Below are 25,383 nucleotides of genomic sequence, written 5' to 3'. Positions count from 1 at the left end.
GTTAGTCTAGCGCCCATCGACCACCGGCACGGGTCTGGCCGGGCGCGCTCGACGGAGACCAAATGAAAATCGATATTATCTCCCTGCGCGACCGGCCGGACCTGATCCCGCGCGTATTCGCGCCCGAGCTCGAAGGCCTCTGGCCGGAGTTCATGCGGCAGGACCGTACGGCGATGTTGTACTACGGCGAAGCTGCATTCGGGCACTTCGCGGACTGCGCCTTCGCAGCGCTCGATGGCGACGAGGTGGTAGGGCGCGCCTTCGCCGTTCCCTTTGCATTCGGCGTCGACGACCGCACGACGCTGCCGGATGCGGGCTGGGACGAGGTGATCCGCTGGGGTCATGAGGACCGCATGCTGGGCCGACGGCCAACGACGATGAGCGCGCTGGAGATCGCGCTGCTGCCGAAGGCGCGTGTGTCCGGCTCCTCGCGCGCGATGCTCGATGCGCTGAAGGGCTGCGCGCGTGCAAAGGGTTTTGCCGAGCTGTACGCGCCGGTGCGGCCGAACCAGAAGCATCTGGTGCCGCGCATGCCGATGCGCGCCTATCTCGAACAGCGGCGCGCCGACGGCCAGCTCGCGGATTCCTGGCTGCGCACCCATCTCGGCATCGGCGGCGAGATCGTCAAGATTGCGCCGTGCTCGATGACCATTGTCGGCACGCTCGCGGAGTGGTCGCAATGGACAAGCGTGCCGTTCGATCGGTCGGGCGAGATCGAGATTCCCGGCGCGCTGGTGCCCGTGCTCGTGTCGACCGAGCATGACCATGCAGCGTATGTCGAGCCCAACGTCTGGATTCGCCATCCGGTCTGAGGCGTTGCCAGGCCCGCGCCGATCGGCGCTACGAGCCGTGAGCAGCGCTGGCTTCCGGTCGACCTCGTCCTTCCTCGCGCGCCGCGGACCGCGAATTTTCTGCTGCTGCGAACGATCATCCGATCGCTCCGATTGGCACGTTCCGGCGATTGTACTAGGCTCGTGCCGGCGACCTCGGCGGTCCGCCTCTCATGGCTCTCAGGCCTTCACCATGGTCGCCACGCCCGACTACATCGATTTCCTGCGCGAGCAGCTCGCTCCGCTGGGCCCGATTGCCACGCGGCGGATGTTCGGCAAGACGGGCGTCTTCATCGATGGCGCGATGCTGGGCATGGTCGCCGACAACACGCTCTACTTTCGGGTCGATGACGACAATCGGTCGACGTTCGCCGAGGCGCAGTCCCATCCTCCGCTGAGCTACGTCAAACAAGGCGTATCGATCGACCTGGCGTTCTGGCGCGCGCCGGACCGGCTGTTCGACGATCCCGAGGAATTCGTCGGTTGGGCACGCCTGGCGCTGGCCGCAGCCCAGCGCGTGGCGACGAAGAGAAACAGAATTTCACCGGTGGCTCGGACAAGAAAGCGACCAAGGAATCGACTAGGGAAACAGCATGACTGACGCCATGCATCGGATCATCTCAGGCCGCGCTGATCTCGCGACCGAGGTCAAGGGCCGGGGTGAGCCTGTGATCTTCCTGCACGCCGCAGTGTTCGACCGCACGATGTGGCGGGCGCAGATCGATGGCGCCGCGGCGACGCACATGGCGATTGCCTACGACCGGCGTGGCTTCGGTGAGACGCAGGCGGAGCCGGAGGATCACTCGCCGATCGCCGATCTGCTGGCGGTGCTCGAGGCGCTCGCGCCCGGCCGGCCGGCAACGCTGGTCGCCTGCTCGCAAGGCGGCCGCATCGCGCTGGATTTCGCATTGGCGCATCCGTCACGGGTGCGGGCACTGGTGCTGATCGCACCCTCGATCAGCGGCGCGCCGGAGCCTATCTACCCGCCCCCGATCGCAGCGCTGCTGCGCGAGGTCGCGGCCGCCGAGCAGGCATGCGATTGGGACAGCGTGAGCGCTCTCAAGGCGCAGCTATGGCTCGACGGTCCGTTGCAGCGCGCAGGACGCATCTCGGGCCCGCTTCGGACGATGTTTCTGCAGAAGAACGCAGCCGCGTTGCGCGCTCCGCCGGTCGGCGCCAACCTCGATACGGCAGCGGCCTTCCCTCGGCGTTCGGAAATCGGTGTGCCGTCCCTGGTGATATGGGGCGATCTCGATTTTCCTCACATCCAGGAGCGGAGCCGCGCGCTGGCGGCGACCATGCCGAACGCGTCGGGCCACGCGATGAGCGGCGTCGCGCATCTGCCCAGCCTGGAGCGGCCAGCGGAGGTCACAGATCTGCTGACGGCATTTCTCGGGGGATCGTGAGTTTGCCTGGCGCGTCGGCACGGACGAACGGCACGCGAGCCGTCTGACGGTTGCAGATGGTCCGCGCGTCGATCAACTCGCCGGCACAACGCGCTCGTTCAGAAATTCGATCACCGCGTCGAATGCCTGCCGTCGATTCCGCTCCATCAGGATCATGTGCGTGCCCTGCCCGATCTCGACCAGGCGCTTGTACGGCGCGCTGACGAGACGAACGAACAAATCCTGCGCCATCTCGATTCTGACATCCGCATCCCATTCCGCCGCGAGCACGAGAACCGGGCAATCGATCGTTCCGGGATCGTAGATCGGCCGTCCGGCGGTCCAGTGCTCGCGCACATCCTGCACGGCGCCCGAAGGCGCGCGGATCGCGCCGGGGTGCGGCGAGTCCGGATCGGTCGCGAGCGTCGCCTCTGCCCAGGTGTCGAACCAGCCGTCTGGAATGAGCCCGGCGCGCGCCTCCGGCGGAGCAGCGCCCCGCCAGGCCGCCTCGAATGCGCGCGGGCTGACGATGCGGTAAGCGGCGAGCGGGCCGCCGGCGTCGATGCGCAACGGCTCGGAGGAGAGCCAGAGCGGCGTCACCAGGACGAGCTTCTCGAGCTTGGCGCCCGCCGCGCTCGCGAACGCGCCCGCGATCGTAGCGCCCCAGGACATTCCGAGCACGTTGACGCGCGGGATGTCGCGGTGCCCGCGGATGAAGTCCACCGCGGCGGAGAAATCGTCCAAGGCGGTCCGCGCGTTGACCAATGGAGGTCCTTGCTCCGGGGCGCGCGACATCTCCGGCGGCCGGCTGGAGCCGCCATAGCCGCGCGCGTCGACGGCCCAGACGTCGTAGCCGGCCTGCGCCAGGACATCCATGAACGAGGCGCCTCCGACCGCGACGTCGAACAGGCTTGCCGACGAAAAGGTGGCGCCGTGCATCATCACGAGGGTTCGCTCCGCAGAGAAACGCTGCAGATCGCGCCGACGCTTATTGATGAGCTGAAGCTTCACATCGGGCGCCGGTCCTTCGATCAGGCGGCGCTCGGACATGACGGGCGAGGAGGACGGAGCGGTCTCGGTCATGGCCATCTCCGATCAGGCGAAGGACCAGGCAAACCCGTCGCCGTCGCGGCTGACGCGCCCGGCCGAGGATTCGGCGAAGTGAGTGGTGAACACCAGCGAGTCGGTCTCCGCAGCATGGTTCATCGCCCACCGGCGCGCGGTCCGCGCCGCCTCGGGAAACTCGCAATAGACCGAATTCCAATCCGGACGCGCGACCTGCAGCGGATGATGCATCACGTCGCCCCAGAACAGCGCGCGCTCGCCACGCGAGCTGAAGCTGATGCAGGCGTGATCGATGCTGTGGCCGGGGCTTGGCAGAAAACGGAAGCCATCCACGACTTCGCTGCCATCGACCACGATCTCGCGCGCGAGGCCGGCCTCGATGATTGGCCGCACGCTGTCTTCGTAGACCCCCGGCAGCGGCGGATGCCGCATGGGGCCGAGCCCCGCCGCGTCCCTGATCGCGGCGTCCGAGCCGTCACCGGCCGAGAGCGCCGCGACATAGGCGCGCTCACGGCTCGAGAACACGTGGCGCGCGTTCGGAAACACCGGCGTCCAACGGCCATCGGACAGCTGAGTGTTCCAACCCACGTGATCGGCATGCAAATGCGTGATCAGGACGAACTCGACATCCGCCGGGGCAACGCCAGCGGCGCGCAAGCGGTCGAGAAACGGTTCGTTCAAGCGGTGTAGAACTGCCGCACCTGGCCGTTCCTTGTCGTTGCCCGTGGCCGTGTCGATCAGGACCACCCGCTCGGGCGTGCGCACGAGCCAGCTATGGATGCTGAGGCGCAACGATCCCGTGCGCGGATCGATCGATCCCGGCCCAAACCGGCCGCGCTCTGCAGCGATGCTGGCGGGGTCCACGCCTGGAAACAGGAAATCGCCTTCGACGGCGTCGAGACCGATTTCGAAGATCTTGGTGATGGTCGCGTCGCCGACGCGATAGGTCGTGATGTCCTGCATGCTTGCGGCCTCGATCGGAGCAATGGGTCTTGTCTGGACCGAGATCTACGATTAGGTCAGACATTGCTCAAATCGATCCAACTCATGCAGTCCATCGATCACTTCGATCTCCGGTCCTTCGATCTCAATCTGCTGGTCGCCTTCGACGCACTGATGCAGGAGCGCAGCGTGACGCGGGCGGCTGCCCACCTCAAGGTCGGGCAGCCCGCGATGAGCCACACGCTGTCGACGCTTCGCGTGCTGCTGCAGGACGAGCTGTTCGTCCGCGTCGGCACCGTCATGCAGCCGACTCCGAAGGCCGCGGTGCTCGCCGGACCTGTCCGGGCGGCGCTCGCGCAGATGCAGGCTGCGCTGCACGCGGCGCCGGAGTTCGATCCGGCGACGGAGCAGCGCACCATCCGCTTGGGATTCTCGAGCGAGGTCGAGCTGCTGCTGATCCCCGAGCTTACGGCGATGCTGCGTCGTTCGGCACCGGGCGTAAGGCTTTTGAGCCGGCCGACGGAACGCAACGAGGTGCATCGTCTGCTCGACGAGGGCGCCCTGGATGTCGCCGTCGGCTGCTTCGAGGCCGTCGCGCAGCGGCACAGATCCCAGCTCCTGTTCGAGTAGGCGCTGAGCTGCGTCTACAACCCCGCGCGTATCGCGATGAAGACGCCGATCAGCCTCGCCGACTACCTGTCGCTTCCGCACGCGCTGGTGACGCTGACCAACAGCCTGCAGGGCTGCCTGGAAGCGGCGCTGGATGAGATCGGTACCGAGCTCAACGTGGTCTCGGCCTCCTCGGACTTCCTTAGCGTGCTGGCGACGGTGGCCGCAGCGCCGGTGATCACGACGATACCGACCCGGATGGCACGACTCTACGGTCCGCGCTTCGGGCTCGCGCTCTGCCCCGCACCGTTGACGCTGCGGCTGCCTGCCGTCTCGATGGTATGGCCGCTGCAACTGGACCGTGATGCTGCATCGGCCTGGCTGCGGAACATGGTGGCCGACATCCTGCACACGACCGAGCGCGCCGCCTGTCGCCTGGCTGTGGGATAGAACGGCTTGGAAATGGATCGGACTGATGGGAGCGTCTCGCGGGATCGTGAGGCGGCGTCCGGAGCAAGGCGCCTCAGACGATCCGGAAGCGCGAGAGCGGCTTAGGCCCTTGGCCGCGCTGTGCGCGTTCGGTTAGAAGGCGATTCAGTCGATTTGCCCGTCTCCGTCCAAAGGAACTCTGATGGCCCTGATGCCGGTGTCCGATGCGTTGTCCGCGGTGCTCGCCGGCGCCGAGCCGCTGGCCGCGGAGCAGGTCGGGCTGGACGAGGCGTTCCACCGGGTGCTGGCGTATGACCTCGCGGCGCTGCGGACGCAGCCGCCGGAGGCGATGTCGGCGATGGACGGCTACGCGCTGCGCGCGGCGGACGCGACCACGAGCGGGACACGGCTGAGGGTGATCGGCGAGGTCGCGGCCGGGCGGCCGTTCGATCGCGTGATCGGTCCCGGCGAGGCGGCGCGCATCTTCACCGGCGGCGTCGTGCCCGCGGGCGCCGACGCGGTCGTGATCCAGGAGGACACGTGCGCCGAAGCCGGCGACGTCGTCATCAACGAGCCCGCGATCAAGGGCCGGCACATCCGCCCTGCCGGCGTCGACTTCCATCAAGGCATGGTGCTGCTCAAGGCCGGCCGCCGGCTCAGCGACCGCGACCTGTCGCTCGCGGCCAGCATGAATCATCCGGCGCTGCCGGTGCGGCGCAGGCCCAAGGTGGCGCTGCTCGCCACTGGCGACGAGCTGGTGATGCCAGGCTCGGCGCCCGGCCCCGGCCAGATCGTCTATTCCAACGGCTATGGCCTGCGGGCGCTGATGCGCAGCGAGGGCGCGACGCCGATCGATCTCGGCATCGCCGCCGACACGCTCGAGGCGACGGTCGCCGGCATCCGCCGGGCGCGCGAGGCCGAGGCCGACATTCTGGTCACGACCGGCGGCGCCTCGGTCGGCGACCACGACCTGGTCAAGCAGGCGCTCGAGGCCGAAGGCGTCGAGATGGCGTTCTGGAAGATCGCGATGCGGCCGGGCAAGCCGATGATGCACGGGCGGCTCGGCGGCATGCGCGTGATCGGCCTGCCGGGCAATCCGGTGTCGTCCTATGTCTGCGCGATCCTGTTTCTGGTCCCGCTGATTCGCAGCCTGCTCGGCCGCGAGGCACGGTTGCCGCGCGAGACCGCCCTGCTCGGCCGCGAGCTTAGCGCAAATGATTCGCGCGAGGACTATCTGCGCGCGCAGCTCGAGGAGCGCGCCGACGGCACGCTGGTCGCAACTCCTGTGACGCAGCAGGATTCATCGCTGCTCGGGAATCTCGCGCTCTCGCAGGCGCTCGTCATTCGTCCAGCCTTTGCGCCGAAGGCCCCCGCGGGAAGCCCCTGCGAGATCCTGCGCCTGCCGAACTAAGCAACCTCCCCCGGCAAAGCCCGGTCCGTTCACCATATTTTTAGGATTGCGGAACACACATCGAACAGATAGTGTCCGTTCATGATTTGTTTTTAGTATGTTGCGGAACGACGCGAAGACGCTCGTCCGGCCCGCCGAGAGATCGAGAAGCTCCGATTGAGGCGCTCGGATCGAGGAGCTCGCGAGTCGGACGACATCAAACCGGGGACCAGGTCGAGATGCTGACGCGCAAACAGTACGAACTTCTGCGGTTCATCAACGAACGGCTGAAGGAGGCCGGCGTCCCGCCGTCCTTCGACGAGATGAAGGACGCGCTCGACCTGCGCTCGAAGTCCGGCATTCACCGCCTGATCACCGCCTTGGAGGAGCGCGGCTTCATCCGCCGGCTGCCCAACCGTGCCCGCGCCATCGAGGTGATCAAGCTGCCCGAGCTGTCGCAGGCCGCCGGCAACCGCCGCGGCTTCACGCCGTCGGTGATCGAGGGCAATCTCGGCAAGGTCCGCACCTCGACACCGGCGCTGGACGATGGCGAGCGTCCCGTGGCCGTGCCGGTGATGGGCCGGATCGCTGCGGGTACGCCGATCGAGGCGCTGCAGACGCGCAGCCACACCATCAGCGTGCCGGCCGACATGCTCGGCAATGGCGAGCACTACGCGCTCGAGGTGCGCGGTGATTCGATGGTTGATGCGGGCATCCTCGACGGCGACATGGCGCTGATCCAGCGTAACGAGTCGGCCGATACCGGCGACATCGTGGTGGCGCTGATCGACGACGAGGAAGCGACCCTGAAGCGCTTCCGCCGCCGCGGCGCATCGATCGCGCTGGAGCCGGCCAATACCGCCTATGAGGTGCGCATCCTGCCGCCCAACCGGGTGAAGATCCAGGGCAAGCTGGTCGGGCTGTATCGCAAGTACTGATCACGCAGGCTGCGCCGTCGCGATCATGCATCGCGACTCGCGGGGCGAGATGCACAATCGATCGGCGGCGCATGGACGCGCTTCGTCGCGCCGCTCAAGAACAAGTCACGCGCAAGCGCACGCTATGATGTGCAGCGCGGCACGCTCAAACGCTTGTGATCGTCGGCGGCCGCACGTGCTGCAGATCAGCGCAGAAATGCCGCGAAGCGCGCGCTAACATCGCTCCTGATGTCCACTCTGATAGAGGCCTGCGCCTGTCCGGGGGGAGCGTGGGTCAGCTATCTCTGAACGAGGAGCGATCCGATGTGTGACTACAGCCTCCATGCCGTTGCCTCCCGTCCCGCCAAAGTCGGCGAGACGCTGATCTCGACGACGTTCCGCGGCACTGCAACCCGCGGCTTCGCGCTGGAAAGCGAGCCGACCGTTGCGGTGTGCATGCTGCCCGGCACCGAGCTCGCCTTCGCCGAGGACGTCCGCTACGACAGCCGCTGGCTGTGGACGCGGACCATCCGCGAGCGCGTCGCCAAGTTCAACACCATCGAGAAGCACATTCCCGATCGCCACCACGACGCGATCGAGTTCGCCGATGGGCGCCACGTGCTGGTCACACAGCTCTGCGAGGGCCAGCGCGTCACCGTGCTGCAACTGCCCGTCACCAAGCAGCCCGGCGAGCCCCGTCCCGACCAGGCGGAGGATCGGCCGACCGTGCAGACCCCATCGATCCGGCGCATCAGCATCACCTGACGATCTGATCGCCAACGGATCGCATTCCTCGGATCGCGCGCCAACGCTGCGGCGGCCCTCGGCCGGCTTCTGCCGGACTCGAGGGCCGCCGCTCGGCGATCTCCGATCCACCGAACTAATCGTCGGCGCCCTGCTCTGTCTCGGGCGGCGTCGCATCCTGAATGCGCGGCGTCGGCGCGCGCGGCGCCAATGTCGGCTCGAACTCGGTCGCATCAGGTGGTGCCGGCGCCCATGGGCGGTCGGAGCCGGCGGCGCGGACAGGCGTGACGGCGAAGCCGCGGCCCTGGCGCGTCAGCATCAATGCGCCCTGCTGCTGCAATCGCTGGCGGTCGATCACTCCGGCCGCGCAGGACGACGGCGCGGCGCGAATGGTCACGATCAGCGCAGCGCGGGCGCAATCGTCGGCCAGCGCATCGGCGCGCAAGGCCATCGCGACCAGGCGGCCATCGGCCAGCGCCACGACGCAGCCCGCCTGGTCGCAGGACACGCCGTCACCCAGCGACGAGTCGGTCGGCAGGCGCGCATCGGCATCGGCCGCGAGCCACTCGCGGGTCGCGAACACGTCCTTGCCGCTGCGCATCACATGCAGCCGCCCGTCGCCGCCGCGCACGGCCACCGCGCGTCCGTCGCCGGAGATCAGGATGTCGGGCAGCGGCGCGACGAACGCCCACAGCGTTGCCGCCGTCAGCATCAGCGCGCCCGACCAGCGCAACGGCGTCCTCAGCAGGCCGATCAGGATCAGGCCCAGGCTGGCCAGGATCAGCGGGCCGATGCCGAACGCGGCCATGCGCCCGACGGCGCCGGGCAGCGCGGCGACCCAGCGCGTCACCGCGATCATCCAGTCGATGCCCCAGCCCATCAGCGTCCAGCAGACGCCATCGAGCCCGAACGGCGCCGCCAATAGCCCCAGCAGTCCCGCGGGCATCACCAGCGCCGAGACCACCGGCATCGCGGCGAGGTTGGCCAGCACGCCATAGGGCGTGATGCGATGGAAATGGAAAGCGGCATAGGGCGTGGTTGCGAGCCCCGCGATCAGCGAGGCCAGCAGCAGCATGGCCAACTCACGGCCGCCCCACAGCGCGATGCGCTGCGCGGTCGATGAGTCCGGCGTCGCGAACAGCTTTGGCAGGCCGAACTGCACCAGCGCGACGAGGCCGAGCGTTGCGGCGAACGACATCTGGAAGCTCGGATGCACCAGCGCTTCGGGAGCGGCGATCAGCACGATCATCGCGGCCACCGCGAGCGTGCGGAAGGTGACGGCGCGGCGGTCGACCATCACGGCGATCAGCACGACCGCTGTCATGAAAAACGATCTCTGCGTCGCGACCTCAGCGCCGGACAGTAGGAGATAGAACGCCGCCGCGACCAGCGCCGCAGCGGCTGCCCATTTCTTGATCGGATGACTGACGGTGAGGCCGGGGATCAGCGCGAGCAGCGCGCGCACCGCGAAGAACACGACGCCGGCGACGACCGCCATGTGATAGCCGGAGATCGACAGCACGTGGCCAAGGCCGGAGATGAACATCGCGTCGTTGACATCGGGCGTGATGGCGTCGCGCCGCCCGGTCAGCAGCGCGGTGGCGATGGCGCGCTCGTCGCCACTCAGCCTTGCACGGATGCGGGCATCGATCGCATCGCGCAGGCCCTGCATGGTCGCGGCATAGCGCAGGGCGAACCCGCCCTCCTGCGGCGGCGGCTGCGCTGATATCGCGCCCATCACGAAGCCGGACGCGCCGATGCCCTGGAAGAACATGTCGCGGGCGAAGTCGTAGGAGCCGGGACGCACCGGCGCGAGCGGCGGCAGCAGCCGCGCCTTGAGCTGCACGAAGCTGCCGACGTCGGGCGCCGTGCCCTTGCGCACCGCCAGCCGCACACGCGCCAGCGTGATCGCGTGGCGCTGGCTCTCCATCGCCGTCACGCGCAGCACGATGCGGTCGCTGCGCTCGCGGATGTCACGCGCTTCGACGAAGCCGGACAGCGACACCGAATAGAGCGGCCGGGCCAGCACCGGATGCGCCACGCGCGCTGTCCTCACCGTCGCGACCGCGAAGCCGGATGCCGCGGCCGCCATCATCACAGCGACGGGAAACAGCCGATGGCGCCGCATCAGCACGGCCACCAGGCAGAGCAGCCCGGCGGTAACGGCGGTGATCCAGAGCACCGGCTCGTGATCGGCGGAGAAGTACAGCGCGATGCCGGCGCCGAAGGCGACGGGCACCCAGGGCAGCAGCCGCCCCGCCCCGGCCTCCTCACTTGCCCAACTCCGGAGCTTGGCGGCAAAGGGCGGCCACGCGCCGGCGCCGACCGTGGGCCAGCCGCCGGCCAGCGCGCCGCGCGGCGGCCAGACATCGGCCATCACGCCCGCGATCCCGCGACGCCACCCTGGCGGCCGTACCGGCTCCGCCATGACCCACACCACCTGCAACCCGACCGGAGGAGTAGGCTACCGGAGGCTGCGCGAGGCCGCCTAGCAGAACGGAACGGGAATCCTGACTTTCTGCACGGGTTGGGCGTTGGAACTTTTCGCACCGCACGCGCTTATCGGGGTATGGATGCCCACGACATGGACGACCCGTTCGCCGATCTCGCCCTCGAGAAGGCGATTCACCTGCGCTGGACGCTGCGGGACATCAAGGCGCATCGGCTCACGCTGTCTCCGGTCGCCGAGGACGATCTCTCGCTGCTCGCCGAGCGCGGCCTCGTCGACATCAGCGACGGCGTGCCGACGCTGACGGAGGCCGGGCAGGACGCGATCGGCTGAGCCGCACGCGCCCCGCAGTGTCGCGTTGCCTCAGCCCTTTGCGACTTCCTTGGCGAAGGTGTCGCGCAGGCCGATGGTGCGGTTGAAGACCAGCTTGTCCGGCGTCGAGTCGGGATCGCGCACGAAGTAGCCCTGGCGCTCGAACTGCATCGGCTCGGCGGAGTTGCTCATCGCTATCGCGGGCTCGATGCGCGCATCGGTCAGCACCTCCAGCGAGTTCGGATTGAGGTCGGCGGTGAAGTCGGCGGCGTTCGGGCTCGGATTGGCGAACAGCTGGTTGTAGAGCCGGATCTCGGCGGTCAGCGACTGCGCCGCGGGGAGCCAATGCATCGTTGCCTTGACCTTGCGTCCGTCAGGCGCGTTGCCGCCCTTGGTCTGGGGATCATAGGTACAGCGCAGCTCGACGATCTCGCCGGCCTCGTTCTTGATCACCTCGTGGCACTTGATGAAATAGGCGTAGCGCAGCCGCACCTCGCTGCCGGGCGACAGGCGGAAGAACTTCTTTGGCGGGTTCTCCATGAAGTCGTCCTGCTCGATATAGAGCTCGCGGCCGAAGGCGATCTTGCGCGTGCCCGCCGACGGATCATCCGGATGGTTGATCGCCTCGAGCTCCTCGACCTGGCCTTCCGGATAGTTCTCGATCACGACCTTCAAGGGACGCAGCACCGCCATGCGGCGCTGCGCCGTGCGGTTCAGCTCCTCGCGGATGCAGAATTCGAGCATGCCGACATCGACGATGCTGTTGGCCTTGGCGATGCCGATGCGCTTGGTGAACTCGCGCACCGCGGCCGGCGGCACGCCGCGGCGCTTCAGGCCGGCGATGGTCGGCATGCGCGGATCGTTCCAGCCGGAGACGTGACCGTCCTGAACCAGCCGCGTCAGCACGCGCTTCGACAGCAGCGTGTAGGTGAGGTTGAGGCGCGCGAACTCGTACTGCCGCGGATGCGACGGCACCGGCAGCTTGTCGAGGAGCCATTCGTAGAGCGGCCGGTGATCCTCGAATTCGAGCGTGCAGATGGAATGCGTCACGCCCTCGATCGCGTCCGACTGGCCGTGGGCGTAGTCGTAGCTCGGATAGATCTTCCAGGTGTCGCCGGTGCGCGGGTGATGGGCGTGCAGGATCCGGTACAGCACGGGATCGCGCAGATTGATGTTTCCGGCGGCCATGTCGATCTTGGCGCGCAGCACGCGCGCGCCGTTCGGGAATTCGCCGGCCTTCATGCGCCGGAAGAGGTCGAGATTTTCCTCGACGGTGCGGTCGCGGAACGGGCTGTTCTTGCCGGGCTCGGTGAGCGTGCCGCGCGACAGCCGGATCTCCTCCTGGGTCTGGTCGTCGACATAGGCAAGGCCAGCCTTGATCAGGCCTTCGGCCCACTCGTAAAGCCGCTCGAAATAATCCGAGGCATAGAACAGGTTGTCGCCCCAATCGTAGCCGAGCCAGCGCACGTCGGCCTGGATGGAATCGATATATTCCTGCTCTTCCTTGGTCGGGTTGGTGTCGTCGAAACGAAGATTGCAGCGGCCGCCGAACTCCCGGGCGATGCCGAAGTTGAGACCGATCGACTTGGCATGGCCGATATGCAGGTAGCCGTTCGGCTCCGGCGGGAACCGGGTGACGACCGTCTTGTGCTTGCCGCCCTCGAGATCGGCCTGGACGATGTCGCGGATGAAGTCGCGCCCTGCCTCTGCCGTCGCCGCATTGTCTGTCGTCGTGGTCATCAAGAATGTCCTGCTCCGGAATTTGGCAGCCTATCTGCCAAATCCGCCTGCCCCAAGGAAGGCTTTAGTTATGCGATAGGCCTGCTATACACCCCCCGCCCTCTCGCCCCCCTGCCTGGATTTCGTGCTGCCGCCCATGACCACCCCGATCGTCACGCGCTTTGCCCCTTCCCCGACCGGCTTTCTCCACATCGGAGGCGCCCGGACGGCCCTGTTCAACTGGCTGTATGCGCGCGGCCGCGGCGGCAAGATGCTGCTTCGGATCGAGGACACTGACCGCGAGCGCTCGACCGACGCGGCCATCACGGCCATCCTGGATGGGCTGAAATGGCTCGAGCTCGATTGGGACGGCGAGGTCATCTACCAATATAGCCGCGCGGCGCGGCATCGCGAGGTCGCCGAGCAGTTGCTCGAAAGCGGCATGGCGTATCGCTGCTATGCCACGGCGGAGGAGCTGGCAGCCATGCGCGAGAAGGCGCGCGCCGAAGGGCGCACGCGCCTATACGACGGCATGTGGCGCGACCGCGATCCCAAGGAGGCGCCCGAGGGCGTCAAGCCGACCATCCGGCTGCGCGCGCCGCTGACCGGCGAGACCGTGATCGAGGACCAGGTGCAGGGCCGCGTCGTCTGGCAAAACGAGAACCTCGACGATCTCGTGCTGCTGCGAGGCGATGGCAATCCGACCTACATGCTGGCGGTGGTCGTCGACGACCACGACATGGGCGTCACCCACGTCATCCGCGGTGACGATCATTTGATCAATGCCGCGCGCCAGAAGCAGATCTACGATGCGCTGGGATGGACGGTGCCGTCGATGTCGCACATCCCGTTGATTCACGGGCCCGACGGCTCGAAGCTCTCGAAGCGGCACGGCGCGCTCGGCGTCGATGCTTACCGTGCGATGGGATATCTGCCGTCCGCGCTGCGCAATTACCTGGTGCGGCTCGGCTGGAGCCATGGCGACCAGGAGATCTTCTCCACCGAGGAGATGATCAAGGCGTTCGACTTGCCCGCCATCGGCCGCTCGGCTGCGCGCTTCGACTTCGCCAAGCTCGAAAACCTCAACGGCCACTATATCCGCCACAGCGACGACGCTGCGCTGGTGCGGCAGTTCGAGGACGTCCTCAACTACGTGCCGAACGGCGCGGCCTTGAAGGCCAAGCTCAACGATGCCACGCGCGCGCAGCTCACCCAGGCCATGCCGAGCCTGAAGGAGCGCGCCAAGACGCTGCTGGAGCTGATCGACGGCGCTGCTTTCATCTTCGCCGACCGGCCGCTGCCGATCGACGCCAAGGCAGCGGCGCTGCTGACACCGGACAGCCGCGCCTTGATCGGCCGGCTGCACGAGGCACTCTCGGCCGTCGAGCCCTGGAGCGGACCGGCCACGGAAGCCGCGCTGCGTGCGTTTGCGGAAAGCAACAATCTCAAGCTGGGCGCGGTGGCGCAGCCGCTGCGCGCCGCGCTCACCGGACGGACCACATCGCCCGGCATTTTCGACGTTCTGGCCATTCTGGGGCGTGATGAATCCCTGGGTCGTCTGAAGGACCAGACCATCGCATAAGGTCTCATTAACCCCCATCTTGCAGCGCACAGGGCAATACGATACCCAGTTGTGCGGCACAAACTTGGGTCCCGGGCTTTGACATCAGTAACACGTTGCGGCCGGCGCGTTTGCCAATGTGAAAGCCGAAGGACACTAGTAAGTATAAGATTCCAGTGCGGTTTCGGATTTGACCTTCGCTTAAGATGTTCACGGCAACAGTGCCGCGGACGACGCTGACGGCAAAATCAGAGCTACCGCACTAGATAAGGTCCACCCGCCTGCGATCTCTCACAAAGAACAAGGGCCAAAGCCTAACGATCACGCCTAACGATCTCATCGGGGACAAACGATGGACGCAAACTCCGCAAGCAAGACCGCGACGCTCACCGTCGGCAACAAGAACTTCGATCTTCCGATCCTGAGCGGCACCGTGGGTCCCGACGTCATCGACATCGGCAAGCTCTACGCCCAGGCCGGGATGTTCACCTATGACCCCGGCTTCACCTCGACCGGCAGCTGCCAGTCGAAGATCACCTATATCGACGGCGATGCCGGCGTCCTGGAATACCGCGGCTACCCGATCGAGCAGCTCGCCGAGAAGGGCGACTTCCTGGAGACCTGCTATCTGCTGCTGTACGGCGAGCTTCCGACCGTCGCGCAGAAGAAGGATTTCGACTATCGCGTGACCCATCACACGATGGTGCACGAGCAGATGGCCCGCTTCTTCCAGGGCTTCCGCCGCGACGCCCATCCGATGGCGGTCATGGTGGCGTCGGTCGGCGCGCTCGCCGCGTTCTATCACGACTCCACGGACATCAACGATCCCAAGCAGCGGATGATCGCCTCGATCCGGATGATCGCGAAGATCCCGACCTTGGCGGCGATGGCCTACAAATATTCGATCGGCCAGCCTTTCGTTTATCCGAAGAACGCGCTGTCCTTCACCGAGAACTTCCTCAACATGTGCTTCGCCGTGCCGTGCGAGGAGTACAAGCCGAACCCGGTGCTCGCCGACGCGCTCGACAAGATCTTCATCCTGCACGCCGACCACGAGCAGAACGCCTCGACCTCGACGGTGCGCATCGCCGGCTCGTCGGGCGCCAACCCGTTCGCCTGCATCGCCGCCGGCATCGCCTGCCTGTGGGGCCCGGCGCATGGCGGCGCCAACGAGGCCGCTCTGAACATGCTGGCCGAGATCGGCACCGTCGACAAGATCCCCGAGTTCATCGCCAAGGTGAAGGACAAGAACAGCGACGTGCGTCTGATGGGCTTCGGCCATCGCGTCTACAAGAACTACGACCCGCGCGCCAAGATCATGCAGAAGATGTGTCACGCGGTGCTCAAGGAGACGGGCCACGCCGACGACCAGATGCTCAAGGTCGCGATGGAGCTCGAGAAGATCGCGCTCAGCGATCAGTACTTCATCGACCGCAAGCTCTATCCGAACGTCGACTTCTACTCGGGCATCACCTTGAAGGCGATGGGCTTCCCGGTCTCGATGTTCACCGTGCTGTTCGCGGTCGCCCGCACCGTCGGCTGGATCAGCCAGTGGAGCGAGATGATCGAGGACCCGCAGCAGAAGATCGGCCGTCCGCGCCAGCTCTACACCGGCGTCACCACGCGCAGCTACGTCGACCTCGACAAGCGCGGCTGATCAAACAGCAGGGATCAATGATCAAAGGCCCGTCCACGCTGGACGGGCCTTTTTTGTTGCAGTCGGATGCGCGTCCGCTGAAGCTGGTGAGCAGCCGTAGGGTGGGCAAAGCAGCCGCCGCCAGGCGGCAGCGTGCCCACCGTCGTTCGGCAACTCAGCGGCTAGATGGTGGGCACGGCGCCTCTGCGATCTCATGGGTGGAGAGAGCACGGCTGCGCCTTTGCCCACCCTACGGCTCTCGTCGTTCAACTCATAAGGCAAAAGCGATGGCGAAGCGGCTCGCGACTTTCGGAACGTGGTGGATCGCTGCAATCGTGCTGGTTTTCGTTCACACCACGCCGACCCCTGCGGTGGATATAGTCCCGCAAGAGCTGACCGTAACCGCGGCCGACGCGTCCATCACGATCAAGCTGTTTGCCGGTCAGCGTGAAGGTCCGCGGCCGGCCGTGATCATCCTCCATGGCGCACAGGGTCTCGAGCGGTATGCCGCCGCGTATTCCCGCTATGCCCAGGCGCTGGCCGCAAACGGCATCGATGCAGCTCTCGTCTCCTACTACGACGCCACCGACCTCGGCCAGATGAGCTCCGCTGATCGGACAATCCGGCAGGCCTATTTCTCTGCTCATGTTGCGACATGGTCGGAGCGCGTCCGCGCCGCGGTGTCCCTGCTCACGCGCCGCGAAGGCTTCTCTGGCAGGATCGGGCTTCTCGGCTTCTCCAATGGTGGCTTCGTCGCCGTTGCCACCGCCGCGTCGGATCCACGCATCTCGGCGCTGGCCGTGTTCTACGCCGGGCGTCTCGACGTTCCGGAGCCAGGCGCGTTTCATCTGCCGCCCCTGCTCGCTCTGCACGGCGATGCTGATCGCACCGTACGGCTGTCATCGGGCAAGGTGCTGGTCGAAGAGGCTAAGGCCCATGGTGGAGAGGCCGATCTGGTCGTCTATCCCGGCATGGACCATGGTTTCGACTTCGACGCAAAACGCCCCGAGAGTGCCGACGCGCTCGCGCGGACGGTCGCCTTTTTCCTGAAGCACCTGCACTGAGCGCATGCGCGGCCACAATTCTCTTGATCCGTGCCCAGGGACCGCCCTGATAAGCGTCGGAAACGTGGAGCCACGGAGACGAATCGTGAGTTGCCCAATCCGCTATGTCAGTCCTTCCGAGCTGGCCCGTCGGCTCGGCACTTCCGTCAAGGCGCTTCGGCTGTACGAGCAGCGCGGCCTGATCGCTCCAAGCCGAACGCCGGCGGGATGGCGCGCCTATGATCAGAGCCAAGTCGAACGCGTGACGGACATCATCGCACTGCGTGCGCTCGGCCTCAGTCTCTCGCAGATCCAGTCGCTGCTCAGCGGACGATCCGAAACATCGACCTCTCTGCTCGCCGCGCATCAGGTCGCGCTCGAGGCGAGGATCGCTGGCCTTGTGGAGACGCTCGCTAGGCTACGCCAGTTTCGTCGCGAGCTTGCGCGTCCGCACGGGCCAGATGAGCGCCGACCGACGACGAACACCAAGGTCGATCTGATCCTGCCATGGCCTTGGGGCGGTGAGACCGTGACGCTCGAGCTGCGTCCGTTGACCTGGATCACAGGGCCGCTCGGGAGCGGCAAGACCAGGCTGGCCCAGCGTCTCGCCGAAATCCTGCCCGATGCGTCATGGCTCGGACTTCATCGATCCGCCGATGGCGCAGCCGCAGAGCGCGCCCGCCTCCGTGCGGACGCCGCGCTGAAGTCGCGCGTCGACGAAACCACGAGCGCGCTGCTCGCCGACGGCGCATCGTCGTCGGATGCGCTGCTCGCGCTGATCACCGCTGTACAGGAGCCGCCCGCTTCGCCTTTGGTGATCGACTTGATCGAACAAGGCCTGGACGCGCCGACCCAGCACGCGCTCGGCGCGTGGCTGCGCCGATTGGCAAGCAGCGGAGATCAACGCATGCTGATCCTGCTGACGCGCTCATCGACGATGCTCGACCTCTCATCGACCGTGGCGGAGGAAACGATGATCCTCTGCCCGGCCAATCACGCGCCGCCGATCCAGGTCGCGCCCTATCCGGGCTCTCGGGGATATGAAGCGCTCGTCAGCTGCCTGGCCTCGCCCGACGTGCGCGCCCGCACCGAGGGCACGATCGCATGGCGTCCCAAGCCGGCGCCTCCGGGAGATGGATGGAGCGGATCGCCTCGGGCGGACGGCTGACGCCCGCCGGACGCCTCAGCTTGGCCGGAAGTCACCGCGCATGGTCTCAAGCACGACGTCAGCAGCGCGCTCGCTTGGCGAGGCGGTGCCGGTGGCCATGATGTCGTCGAGGCGATTGAACGCTGCGACCTGGCGCGTGCGGATCGGGCCGTCGCTGAGAAGATCGACCAGCACCGGCGCAAGATTGTCGGCGGTGCAGGCTTCTTGGAGGAATTCCGGGATCACGTTCTCGCCGATCACGAGGTTGGCGAGGATCACGGATTGCACGTTGATGATCCGGCGCAGGATGAAGGCCTCGACGTCGCCGACGCGATAGGCCGTCACCATCGGCACGCCTGACAGCGCGAGCTCCAGCGTGACCGTGCCCGACTTCGCCAACGCTGCATGGGCGCTCCTGAACGCCGCGCGCTTCTCGGCCTCGCCGGTGATGATCTGAGGTGCCACGGGCCAGCTCGCCACCCCTGCCCGGACGGCAGCTTCGAGATGCGGCGTGGTCGGCACCACCGCTTCGAACGCGATGCCTTGCGCCTGCAAGCGCGCCAGCGTCTCACCGAAAACCGCGATATGACGGGCGACCTCGCTGCGCCGGCTGCCGGGCAGCACCAGCAGCCGCGGCGGCTTGGCGTCACGGCGCGCCTGCTCCGCCGCATTGGGGCGCAGCGACGACAACTGCTCGATCAGGGGATGACCGACATAGGTGCAGGGCGGACCGCCGAGCTTGCGAAACGCTTCCGGCTCGAACGGCAGCAGGCCCAGCACATGATCGATGTAGGAATGCATCGCGCGCGCACGGCCCGGCCGCCACGCCCACACCGTGGGCGCAACGTAGTTCACGATCGGGATCGCGGCGTCACGAGCGTGAACGCGCTTGGCGACGCGCTGGGTGAAGTCGGGACTGTCGATGATGACGAGCACGTCGGGCTGCGCCGCAATCACGGCGTCCACGGTCTGCCGCAGCAGGCGCAGGATCTTCGGCAACTGCTTCAGCACGCCGGTGAAGCCCATGATCGAGAGCTCCTCGATCGGGAACAGCGAGGCCAGCCCCTCCCCGGTCATGTCGCGGCCGCCGACGCCGGTGAATTCGACGGTGTCGCCGAGCCGCTGGCGAAGCACCTTCATCAGCCGCGCGCCGAGGCGATCGCCGGACTCCTCGGTGGCCACCAGGCAGATCCTGCGGAGGCCCCGGCCTGCCGGCGGCTGCGCCGTCACGCAGTGACGCCCGTGATGAACACGCCGGCGCGATCGGCGGCCGTGACCGTCGCTTGCGGATCGGCCAGCAGGGTGTGGGCCGATGCGACGGCGACGCCGGCGAGCCCGGCTGTGGCGAGACCTTCGACCGTGCGAGGCCCGATGGTCGGCAGATCGTAGCGGAGGTCCTGGCCGGCTTTCGGCGCCTTCACCAGCACGCCGCGGCCTACGGCAGAGCGGATGCGGCGATCAGTGCGCAGCCGCGCCACGCGGGCCAGCAGCCCGTCGGTGCCCTCGATATCCTCCAGCGCCACGACGTGGCCGTCGATCACGACCACAGCCTGCCCCACATCGAAAGGCGCCATCGCGCGCAGCACCGCCAGTCCCTTGGAGATGTCGCCGGTGACCAAATCATTCGGCCGGCTGCGCGTCAGGTGCCCCTCGGGCACGAGCAGATTGGGCGCGACGTCCTTCACGCCGATCATGTGGAAGCCATGCCGCTCGAAGATGCGGCCGACGCCTGATAGCAGATGATCGTCGCCGCCGCGGAAGGCCGACCAGATGTAGGGCAGCTCGCGCAAGGTGCCCCAGTCGAAGCGGATCTCGGACACCGCGGGGCGCACGAGATTGCCGATGAACATCAGGTCGCGGACGCCCTCGGCCTTCAGCAGCTTCAAGGCATTGCCGAGCTGGCCGAGGCCGATCCAGTGATGGCGGAAGCGCGCCAGCGGCTTTGGATCGCAGATGCCTTTGAGGGCGAACAGCACCGGCGTCTGGCCGCGCGCGACGATGGCGTCGGCGACCGCGAAGGGCAGCACGCCACCGGCTGCGATCAAGCCGACCGGCGGTGGGGTGTCGCTGGCCTGCCCGCACATGACCGTCAGAGCTCGGCAGCAGGCGCGGATCTGCCGACGTCAGGCAGACACAGCGCGCGGTGGCGGCCTCCGCCGATGAAGGCGAGGATCTCGGCAATCGCCGGATCGTCGCCGGCCATCGGCTGCACCGCCGCGAGGCGGTCGGCGAACACGCCGGGGCCGTGGAACAGCTTCTGATAGAAGGCGCGCACAATGGCGAGCCGCTCGCGCGTGAACTTGCGGCGCTTCATGCCGATGACGTTGAGGCCTTCGAGCGCGGCATACTGGCCGTTGACGAGACCATAGGGGATGATGTCGCCGCGCACGCCGCAGACGCCGCCGACCATCACGCCGTGGCCGATGCGGGTGAACTGATGCACGGCGGAGAGGCCGCCGATATAGACGGCATCACCGACCTCGACATGGCCGCCGAGCGTCGCCGACGTCGCGAAGATGACGTTGTTGCCAACCACGCAGTCATGGGCGACATGCGCGTTGTTCATGAAGAATCCGGCATTGCCGATTCTCGTCAGGCCACCGCCCTTGGTGGTGCCGATATTCATCGTCACGCCTTCGCGGAAGGTGTTGCCGGAGCCGATCTCGAGTCTGTGCGGCTCGCCGCGATAGCTGAGATCCTGCGGCGCGTTGCCGAGCACCACGAATGGCGAGATGACGTTGTCGTCGCCGATCGTGGTGTGGCCCATGATCTGGACGTGGCTGATCAGCTTGCAGTTCGCCCCGATCACGACGTTCGGGCCGACGATGCAGTACGGTCCGATGACCGTGCCCTCGCCGATGACGGCGCCGTCCTCGACGCGCGCGGTGGGATCAATCTTGCTCATCTCGACGCAATCAACTCTCTACCTGCAACCCGCACCGTCAGTCGGTCAGCATCGCGCCGACATCGGCCTCTGCGACCACAACGCCGCCGACCTTGGCGTCGCCGTGAAACCACCACATCGTCTTGCGCCGTCCGATCGAGCGCATGTGGTACTCGATGGTCTGGCCCGGCAGCACCGGCTTACGGAACTTGCACTTGTCGATGGTGAGGAAATACACCGCACGCGGCTTTTCCGTGCCCTCGACCGACTTGATGCCGATGACGCCGGCGGTCTGCGCCATGCCTTCGATCATCAGCACGCCCGGATAGACCGGCCGCTCCGGGAAATGGCCCTGGAAGCACGGCTCGTTGAACGAGACGTTCTTGACGCCGATGCCGCTGTAGTCGGCGCGGATGTTCTTCACGCGGTCGATCAGGAGAAACGGGTTACGGTGCGGCAGCGTCTTCAGAATCTCGTTGATATCGATGTCCGCAAACCTGATGGGTGACTCCTCCATCACTCCTGTCCTTCGTCCTTTTTCGTCGCGGTCTGATCACGCACCAGCCGTTCCACGGCGACGATCTCGCGGAACCACTGCTTGGTCGGCTTGGCGAAGAAGCCGCCCCACCGGCCGTTCGGCGGGATGTCGTCCTTGACGCCGCTCATCGCGGTCACCTGGGCACCATCGCCGATCGTCAGGTGATTGTTGATGCCGACCTTCGCCCCAAGGGCGACGTTGTCGCCGATCGTCAGGCTGCCTGCCAGCCCGATCTGGGCCGCCAGCAAGCAATGTCGCCCGATTGTGACATTGTGGCCGATCTGCACCTGGTTGTCGATTTTGGTGCCCTCCCCGATCACCGTGTCGCGCAGGCTGCCGCGATCGATGGTGGTGCCGGCGCCGACCTCGACGTGATTCTGGATGATCACCCGCCCGGTCTGCGGCACCTTGGTGTGCCCGTTCGCCCCGAAGAAGATGAAGCCATAGCCGTCCTGGCCGATGCTGCAGCCCGGATGGATCAGCACGTCATTGCCGATCAGCGCGCATTGGATGACGGTCCGGGCGCCGACATTGCAGTCGCGGCCGATCTTGACGTGGGCGCCGATCACGGCGCCGGCGCCGACGATAGTGCCTGCGCCGATCTCGACATGGGCGCCGATCACCGCCAGTGGCTCGACGATCACGCCATCCTCGAGCCGCGCGCTGGGATCGATGATCGCCTGCGGCGAGATGCCGTCGTCGCCGAACCAGGGCTGCGGGCGCAGCGCATCGGCATGAAACTCACGCGCGAGCTGCACGAAGGCACGGAACGGCTGGTTGGCCCTGACAACCGCGACATGCGCGGGCACCCGCGCCTCGAAACGCGGGCTGACGAGGCAGGCGCCGGCCTTGGTTCGTGCGAGTTGGTCGGCGTATTTGAGGTTGTCGAAGAACGCCAGATGCATCGGCCCTGCCTCATCCAGCGAGGCCAGCCCCCTGATCACCTTGTCACCCTGGCCGGCGTCGACGAGCACCGCATTTGCCTTCGCTGCGATCGCGGCCAGGGTCGTCGGCGGTGGAGATTGGAAGAAGGTCGGCTGGGCCATCCCGTTACACTCTCAAAACATCAGAGCCCGGCTCCAGTCTCCCGGAACCGAGCTCTCATCTCTTACACCGGCCGGGTTGGTCGATGCCAACCCGGATTTTCGGGGCTCAGGCTCAGAACGAGGTACCGCCGCCGAACCGGAATTCCTGGGTCCGGTCGAACTGACCCTTGGTGAGCGGGATCGCGTAGTCGAAGCGCAGCGGACCGAACGGCGACGCCCACACCAGACCCACACCGACCGAGCTGCGGACCTTGGAGCTGTCGTCGAACTGCAGGCCGAGGCAGGTACCGGCATTGGCCGGGGTCGTCGCCGTGGCACGCGTCGCCCTGATACAGCCGGGCTGGTTGACCTCGCCCGTCAGAGCCCAGTTCGTCGGCCCCTGATAGCCCGACAGGCCACCAGCATCGGCGTAGACCGCGCCCTTCAGGCCAGTTTCCTTGGGCAGGAACCAGAACGGCATCTGCAGCTCGAGCGAAGCGCCCCAGTACTTGGTGCCGCCCAGCGCATCCTGCGTGCCGAACGGATTGATGTCACGCGGACCAATGCCGTTCGGAGCGAAACCACGAACCAGGTTCGGACCCATCTGGAAGTGATCGAGCATGCGCAGCTGCGTGTTGCCGATCTTGTTCAGGATGCCGCCCTGGAGGTGGACGATGCTGACGATGTCCGACACCAGCGGGGTGAAGTACTTCGCATCGAACGCGGTCTTCAGGTACGACACGTCGCCGCCGACACCCGCGAAGTCCTGCTTGAAGTCGACCAGCAGGCCGTCAGTCGGGTTCTTGTTGTTGTCGAGCGTGTTGTAGTTCAGCGTGTAGCCGAGCGCCGAAGTCAGCGTCGCGCCCTTCGCCAGCTCCTGACGGACCGGCAGCGAGGCCTCACCGTCAGAGAAGCACCCGAGGCCACCGGTCGCGGCACCGATTGCCGCTGCCTGCGGGTTGCCGGGATTGGCATTGATGAACGCCGGGGTCGGGTTGAAGGGCAGAGGGCTGCCGCCACCGCCATTGTTACAGTTCGACAGCGTCTGCGGCAGGGTGATCTCCTGGCGGTAGATCGAGTAGCGCAGCTGCAGCGACAGGTCTTCACGCAGCTGGAAGCCGAGGCGCGGGCTGAAGCCGAGCGTCTTGGTGCCGTAGGAGATGAAGTTATTGGCGAGCTGCTGCCGCTGATAGAGGTCGAGACCCAGCGCGACCCGGTAGTCGAGCAGATACGGCTCGACGAAGGACAGCGAGTAGCCGCGGGCGAACTGGCCGTAGGTCACCGACGCCTTGGCGAACAGGCCGCGGCCGAGGAAGTTACGCTCGGAGATCGAGACTTCAGCCAGCGCACCGTCGGTCGTCGAATAGCCGCCCGAGATCGAGAAGTCGCCGGTCGACTTTTCCTCGAGGGAGACCACGAGGATCACGCGGTCGCTCGACGAGCCCGGCTCGGTCGTGATCTTCACGTCCTTGAAGAAGTCGAGGTTCTTCAGCCGGCGCTCGGCACGGTCGACCAGAGCGCGGTTGTAGGCGTCGCCCTCGGAGATGTCGAACTCGCGGCGAATGACGTAGTCGCGGGTGCGGGTGTTGCCGCGGATGTTGATGCGCTCGATGTAGGTGCGAGGACCTTCGTCGACCGCGAACACGACCGAGACGGTGTGAGCCTCGAAATTGCGGTCGCCACGCGGACGGACCACGGCGAAGGCATAGCCGCGCCGGGATGCTTCGATCTGCATCTCCTCGACCGACTTCTCGATGTTCTCGACGTTGTAGAGCGAGCCGACCGACACGCGCGAGTAGCCGCGCAGCGAGTTGGCGTCGAGCGTCGAAATCGTGGACTGGAAGTCGACCGAACCGACCCGGTACTGCTGACCCTCTTCGATCTTGAAGGTCACCATGAAGCCCTTGCGCTCGGGATCGTACTCGCTGAGCGCGGCCACGACCTGGACGTCGGCATAGCCGTTCTTCAGGTAGAAGCGGCGAATGAGATCGCGGTCGGCCTCGACCCGGTCCGGATCGTAGACGTCGCCGGAGCCCAGGAAGCTCAGCAGGTTGGTCTCGCGGGTCTTGATCACGTCCTTCAGGCGATAGGACGAGAAGGCATTGTTGCCGACGAACTCGATCGACTTCACGCCGGTCTTGGCGCCTTCCTCGATCGTGAAGATCAGGTCGACGCGGTTGTTCGGCTGCTCGATCATCTCGGGCGTGACGCGCACGTCATAGCGGCCCGAGCGGCGATAGATCTCGGCGATGCGCTGCGCGTCCGACTGCACCATCGGCCGCGACAGGGTGCCGCGCGGCTTCGACTGCACCTCGCCCTGCAGCTGCTCGTCCTTGACCTTCTTGTTGCCCTCGAAGGCGACGCGGCCGATCACCGGGTTCTCAACGACGGTCACGATCAGCCGGCCACCCTGGCGGTTGATCTTCACGTCCGAGAACAGGCCGGTCTCGATCAGGGCCTTGAGGCCGTCATCGACGCGACCCGCGTCGAGCGTGCCGCCGGGACCCGGCTTGAAGTATGAGCGGATCGTCTCCAGCTCGACACGGCGGTTGCCGACCACCTCGATCGAGTTGACCGTCTGAGCCGCGGCCGGCGACGACATAACCACGCTCGCCACCGGCAAAGCTGCCGTTCCGGCGAACATGATAAAGGCGGCCGCCAAGCCCCCCCGCACCCGCAATCCGAACTTCATGCGCTACGCGCCCTTATTCCGAGGCCGGTCCGGTACCCCTACCGAACCGACAGATTCCCATTTGTC

21 protein-coding genes and 2 pseudogenes are annotated in these 25,383 nt (G+C 66.6%); 13 read left to right on the top strand and 10 right to left on the bottom strand.

Annotated features, from left to right (window positions below):
• Positions 1-152: 152 nt before the first annotated feature.
• The 3 genes from ACVILH_RS23025 to ACVILH_RS23015 all read left to right on the top strand — a co-directional run bounded on the left by ACVILH_RS23025 (position 153) and on the right by ACVILH_RS23015 (position 2,236).
• Positions 153-812 carry a hypothetical protein gene (locus ACVILH_RS23025; RefSeq protein WP_456717051.1) on the top strand — a complete coding sequence of 220 codons (660 nt, stop codon included), beginning with the start codon at positions 153-155 and terminating at the stop codon, positions 810-812.
• Positions 813-1,023: 211 nt separating this feature from the next.
• Positions 1,024-1,431, top strand: coding sequence for a TfoX/Sxy family protein (locus ACVILH_RS23020; protein ID WP_456714923.1), 408 nt, complete (start codon positions 1,024-1,026; stop codon positions 1,429-1,431).
• Entirely contained in the window at positions 1,424-2,236 is an 813-nt protein-coding gene (locus ACVILH_RS23015; RefSeq protein ID WP_456714922.1) for an alpha/beta fold hydrolase, read from the top strand. Before ACVILH_RS23020 ends, ACVILH_RS23015 begins: the two co-directional genes overlap by 8 nt.
• A 72-nt stretch (positions 2,237-2,308) precedes the next feature.
• On the opposite strand, the gene ACVILH_RS23010 is transcribed toward ACVILH_RS23015, so the two are convergent.
• Together ACVILH_RS23010 and ACVILH_RS23005 are read right to left on the bottom strand one after the other, a co-directional pair.
• A complete protein-coding gene (locus tag ACVILH_RS23010; RefSeq protein ID WP_456714921.1) occupies positions 2,309-3,298 on the bottom strand; it encodes an alpha/beta hydrolase in 990 nt (329 codons plus the stop codon).
• Between the two features lie 12 nt (positions 3,299-3,310).
• Positions 3,311-4,243, bottom strand: coding sequence for an MBL fold metallo-hydrolase (locus ACVILH_RS23005; RefSeq protein WP_456714920.1), 933 nt, complete (start codon positions 4,241-4,243; stop codon positions 3,311-3,313).
• Positions 4,244-4,327: 84 nt separating this feature from the next.
• Between ACVILH_RS23005 and ACVILH_RS23000 the strand changes: the two are divergent.
• The 4 genes and pseudogenes from ACVILH_RS23000 to ACVILH_RS22985 all read left to right on the top strand — a co-directional run bounded on the left by ACVILH_RS23000 (position 4,328) and on the right by ACVILH_RS22985 (position 8,332).
• Positions 4,328-5,281 (top strand): annotated as a pseudogene (locus ACVILH_RS23000) (LysR family transcriptional regulator).
• A 181-nt stretch (positions 5,282-5,462) separates the two neighbouring features.
• On the top strand, positions 5,463-6,671 hold the full coding sequence (locus tag ACVILH_RS22995; protein WP_456714919.1) for a molybdopterin molybdotransferase MoeA: 1,209 nt from the start codon (positions 5,463-5,465) through the stop codon (positions 6,669-6,671).
• A gap of 218 nt (positions 6,672-6,889) precedes the next feature.
• Positions 6,890-7,588: a transcriptional repressor LexA gene (gene lexA / locus ACVILH_RS22990; RefSeq protein WP_407160178.1), complete on the top strand. Its 699-nt coding sequence runs from the start codon at positions 6,890-6,892 to the stop codon at positions 7,586-7,588.
• Positions 7,589-7,891: 303 nt separating this feature from the next.
• Positions 7,892-8,332: a hypothetical protein gene (locus ACVILH_RS22985; RefSeq protein WP_456714918.1), complete on the top strand. Its 441-nt coding sequence runs from the start codon at positions 7,892-7,894 to the stop codon at positions 8,330-8,332.
• Between the two features lie 115 nt (positions 8,333-8,447).
• On the opposite strand, the gene ACVILH_RS22980 is transcribed toward ACVILH_RS22985, so the two are convergent.
• Positions 8,448-10,739, bottom strand: coding sequence for a ComEC/Rec2 family competence protein (locus ACVILH_RS22980; protein WP_456714917.1), 2,292 nt, complete (start codon positions 10,737-10,739; stop codon positions 8,448-8,450).
• Positions 10,740-10,880: 141 nt separating this feature from the next.
• Here ACVILH_RS22980 and ACVILH_RS22975 point away from each other — a divergent pair, with 141 nt between their 5' ends.
• Positions 10,881-11,093, top strand: coding sequence for a hypothetical protein (locus tag ACVILH_RS22975; protein ID WP_456714916.1), 213 nt, complete (start codon positions 10,881-10,883; stop codon positions 11,091-11,093).
• 30 nt (positions 11,094-11,123) lie between these two features.
• On the opposite strand, the gene ACVILH_RS22970 is transcribed toward ACVILH_RS22975, so the two are convergent.
• Positions 11,124-12,812: a glutamine--tRNA ligase/YqeY domain fusion protein gene (locus tag ACVILH_RS22970; RefSeq protein WP_456714915.1), complete on the bottom strand. Its 1,689-nt coding sequence runs from the start codon at positions 12,810-12,812 to the stop codon at positions 11,124-11,126.
• 136 nt (positions 12,813-12,948) lie between these two features.
• On the opposite strand from ACVILH_RS22970, the gene gltX reads away from it, so the two are divergent.
• The 5 genes and pseudogenes from gltX (at position 12,949) to ACVILH_RS22945 (ending at position 18,199) form a co-directional block, all read left to right on the top strand.
• Positions 12,949-14,373 carry a glutamate--tRNA ligase gene (gene gltX / locus ACVILH_RS22965; RefSeq protein ID WP_456714914.1) on the top strand — a complete coding sequence of 475 codons (1,425 nt, stop codon included), beginning with the start codon at positions 12,949-12,951 and terminating at the stop codon, positions 14,371-14,373.
• A gap of 331 nt (positions 14,374-14,704) precedes the next feature.
• The gene (gene gltA / locus ACVILH_RS22960; protein WP_456714913.1) at positions 14,705-16,009 is read left to right on the top strand and encodes a citrate synthase; all 1,305 of its coding nucleotides are present in this window, start codon (positions 14,705-14,707) and stop codon (positions 16,007-16,009) included.
• A gap of 266 nt (positions 16,010-16,275) precedes the next feature.
• A complete protein-coding gene (locus ACVILH_RS22955; RefSeq protein WP_456714912.1) occupies positions 16,276-17,052 on the top strand; it encodes a dienelactone hydrolase family protein in 777 nt (258 codons plus the stop codon).
• Positions 17,053-17,056: 4 nt separating this feature from the next.
• Positions 17,057-17,446: pseudogene (locus ACVILH_RS22950) on the top strand (MerR family transcriptional regulator); the annotation flags it as partial.
• 114 nt (positions 17,447-17,560) lie between these two features.
• On the top strand, positions 17,561-18,199 hold the full coding sequence (locus ACVILH_RS22945; RefSeq protein WP_456717169.1) for a hypothetical protein: 639 nt from the start codon (positions 17,561-17,563) through the stop codon (positions 18,197-18,199).
• Positions 18,200-18,214: 15 nt separating this feature from the next.
• Here ACVILH_RS22945 and lpxB read toward each other — a convergent pair whose 3' ends face one another.
• From lpxB to bamA, 6 genes are all read right to left on the bottom strand, one after another.
• Positions 18,215-19,408 carry a lipid-A-disaccharide synthase gene (gene lpxB, locus ACVILH_RS22940; protein ID WP_456714911.1) on the bottom strand — a complete coding sequence of 398 codons (1,194 nt, stop codon included), beginning with the start codon at positions 19,406-19,408 and terminating at the stop codon, positions 18,215-18,217.
• Complete coding sequence (locus tag ACVILH_RS22935) at positions 19,405-20,262, bottom strand: LpxI family protein (protein ID WP_456714910.1); 858 nt, start codon at positions 20,260-20,262, stop codon at positions 19,405-19,407. Before ACVILH_RS22935 ends, lpxB begins: the two co-directional genes overlap by 4 nt.
• Before the next feature lie 5 nt (positions 20,263-20,267).
• A complete protein-coding gene (lpxA, locus tag ACVILH_RS22930) occupies positions 20,268-21,083 on the bottom strand; it encodes an acyl-ACP--UDP-N-acetylglucosamine O-acyltransferase (RefSeq protein WP_456714909.1) in 816 nt (271 codons plus the stop codon).
• Positions 21,084-21,120: 37 nt separating this feature from the next.
• Positions 21,121-21,579 carry a 3-hydroxyacyl-ACP dehydratase FabZ gene (gene fabZ, locus ACVILH_RS22925; protein WP_456714908.1) on the bottom strand — a complete coding sequence of 153 codons (459 nt, stop codon included), beginning with the start codon at positions 21,577-21,579 and terminating at the stop codon, positions 21,121-21,123.
• A complete protein-coding gene (gene lpxD, locus ACVILH_RS22920) occupies positions 21,579-22,646 on the bottom strand; it encodes a UDP-3-O-(3-hydroxymyristoyl)glucosamine N-acyltransferase (RefSeq protein ID WP_456714907.1) in 1,068 nt (355 codons plus the stop codon). Before lpxD ends, fabZ begins: the two co-directional genes overlap by 1 nt.
• A 112-nt stretch (positions 22,647-22,758) precedes the next feature.
• A complete protein-coding gene (gene bamA / locus ACVILH_RS22915; RefSeq protein WP_456714906.1) occupies positions 22,759-25,317 on the bottom strand; it encodes an outer membrane protein assembly factor BamA in 2,559 nt (852 codons plus the stop codon).
• Between the last annotated feature and the right edge of the window lie 66 nt (positions 25,318-25,383).

The sequence above is a fragment of the Bradyrhizobium sp. USDA 4353 genome (genome assembly GCF_054063215.1).
The sequence above is the reverse complement of the archived record's forward strand: the minus strand, read 5'-3'. Positions and strand labels throughout refer to the sequence as shown.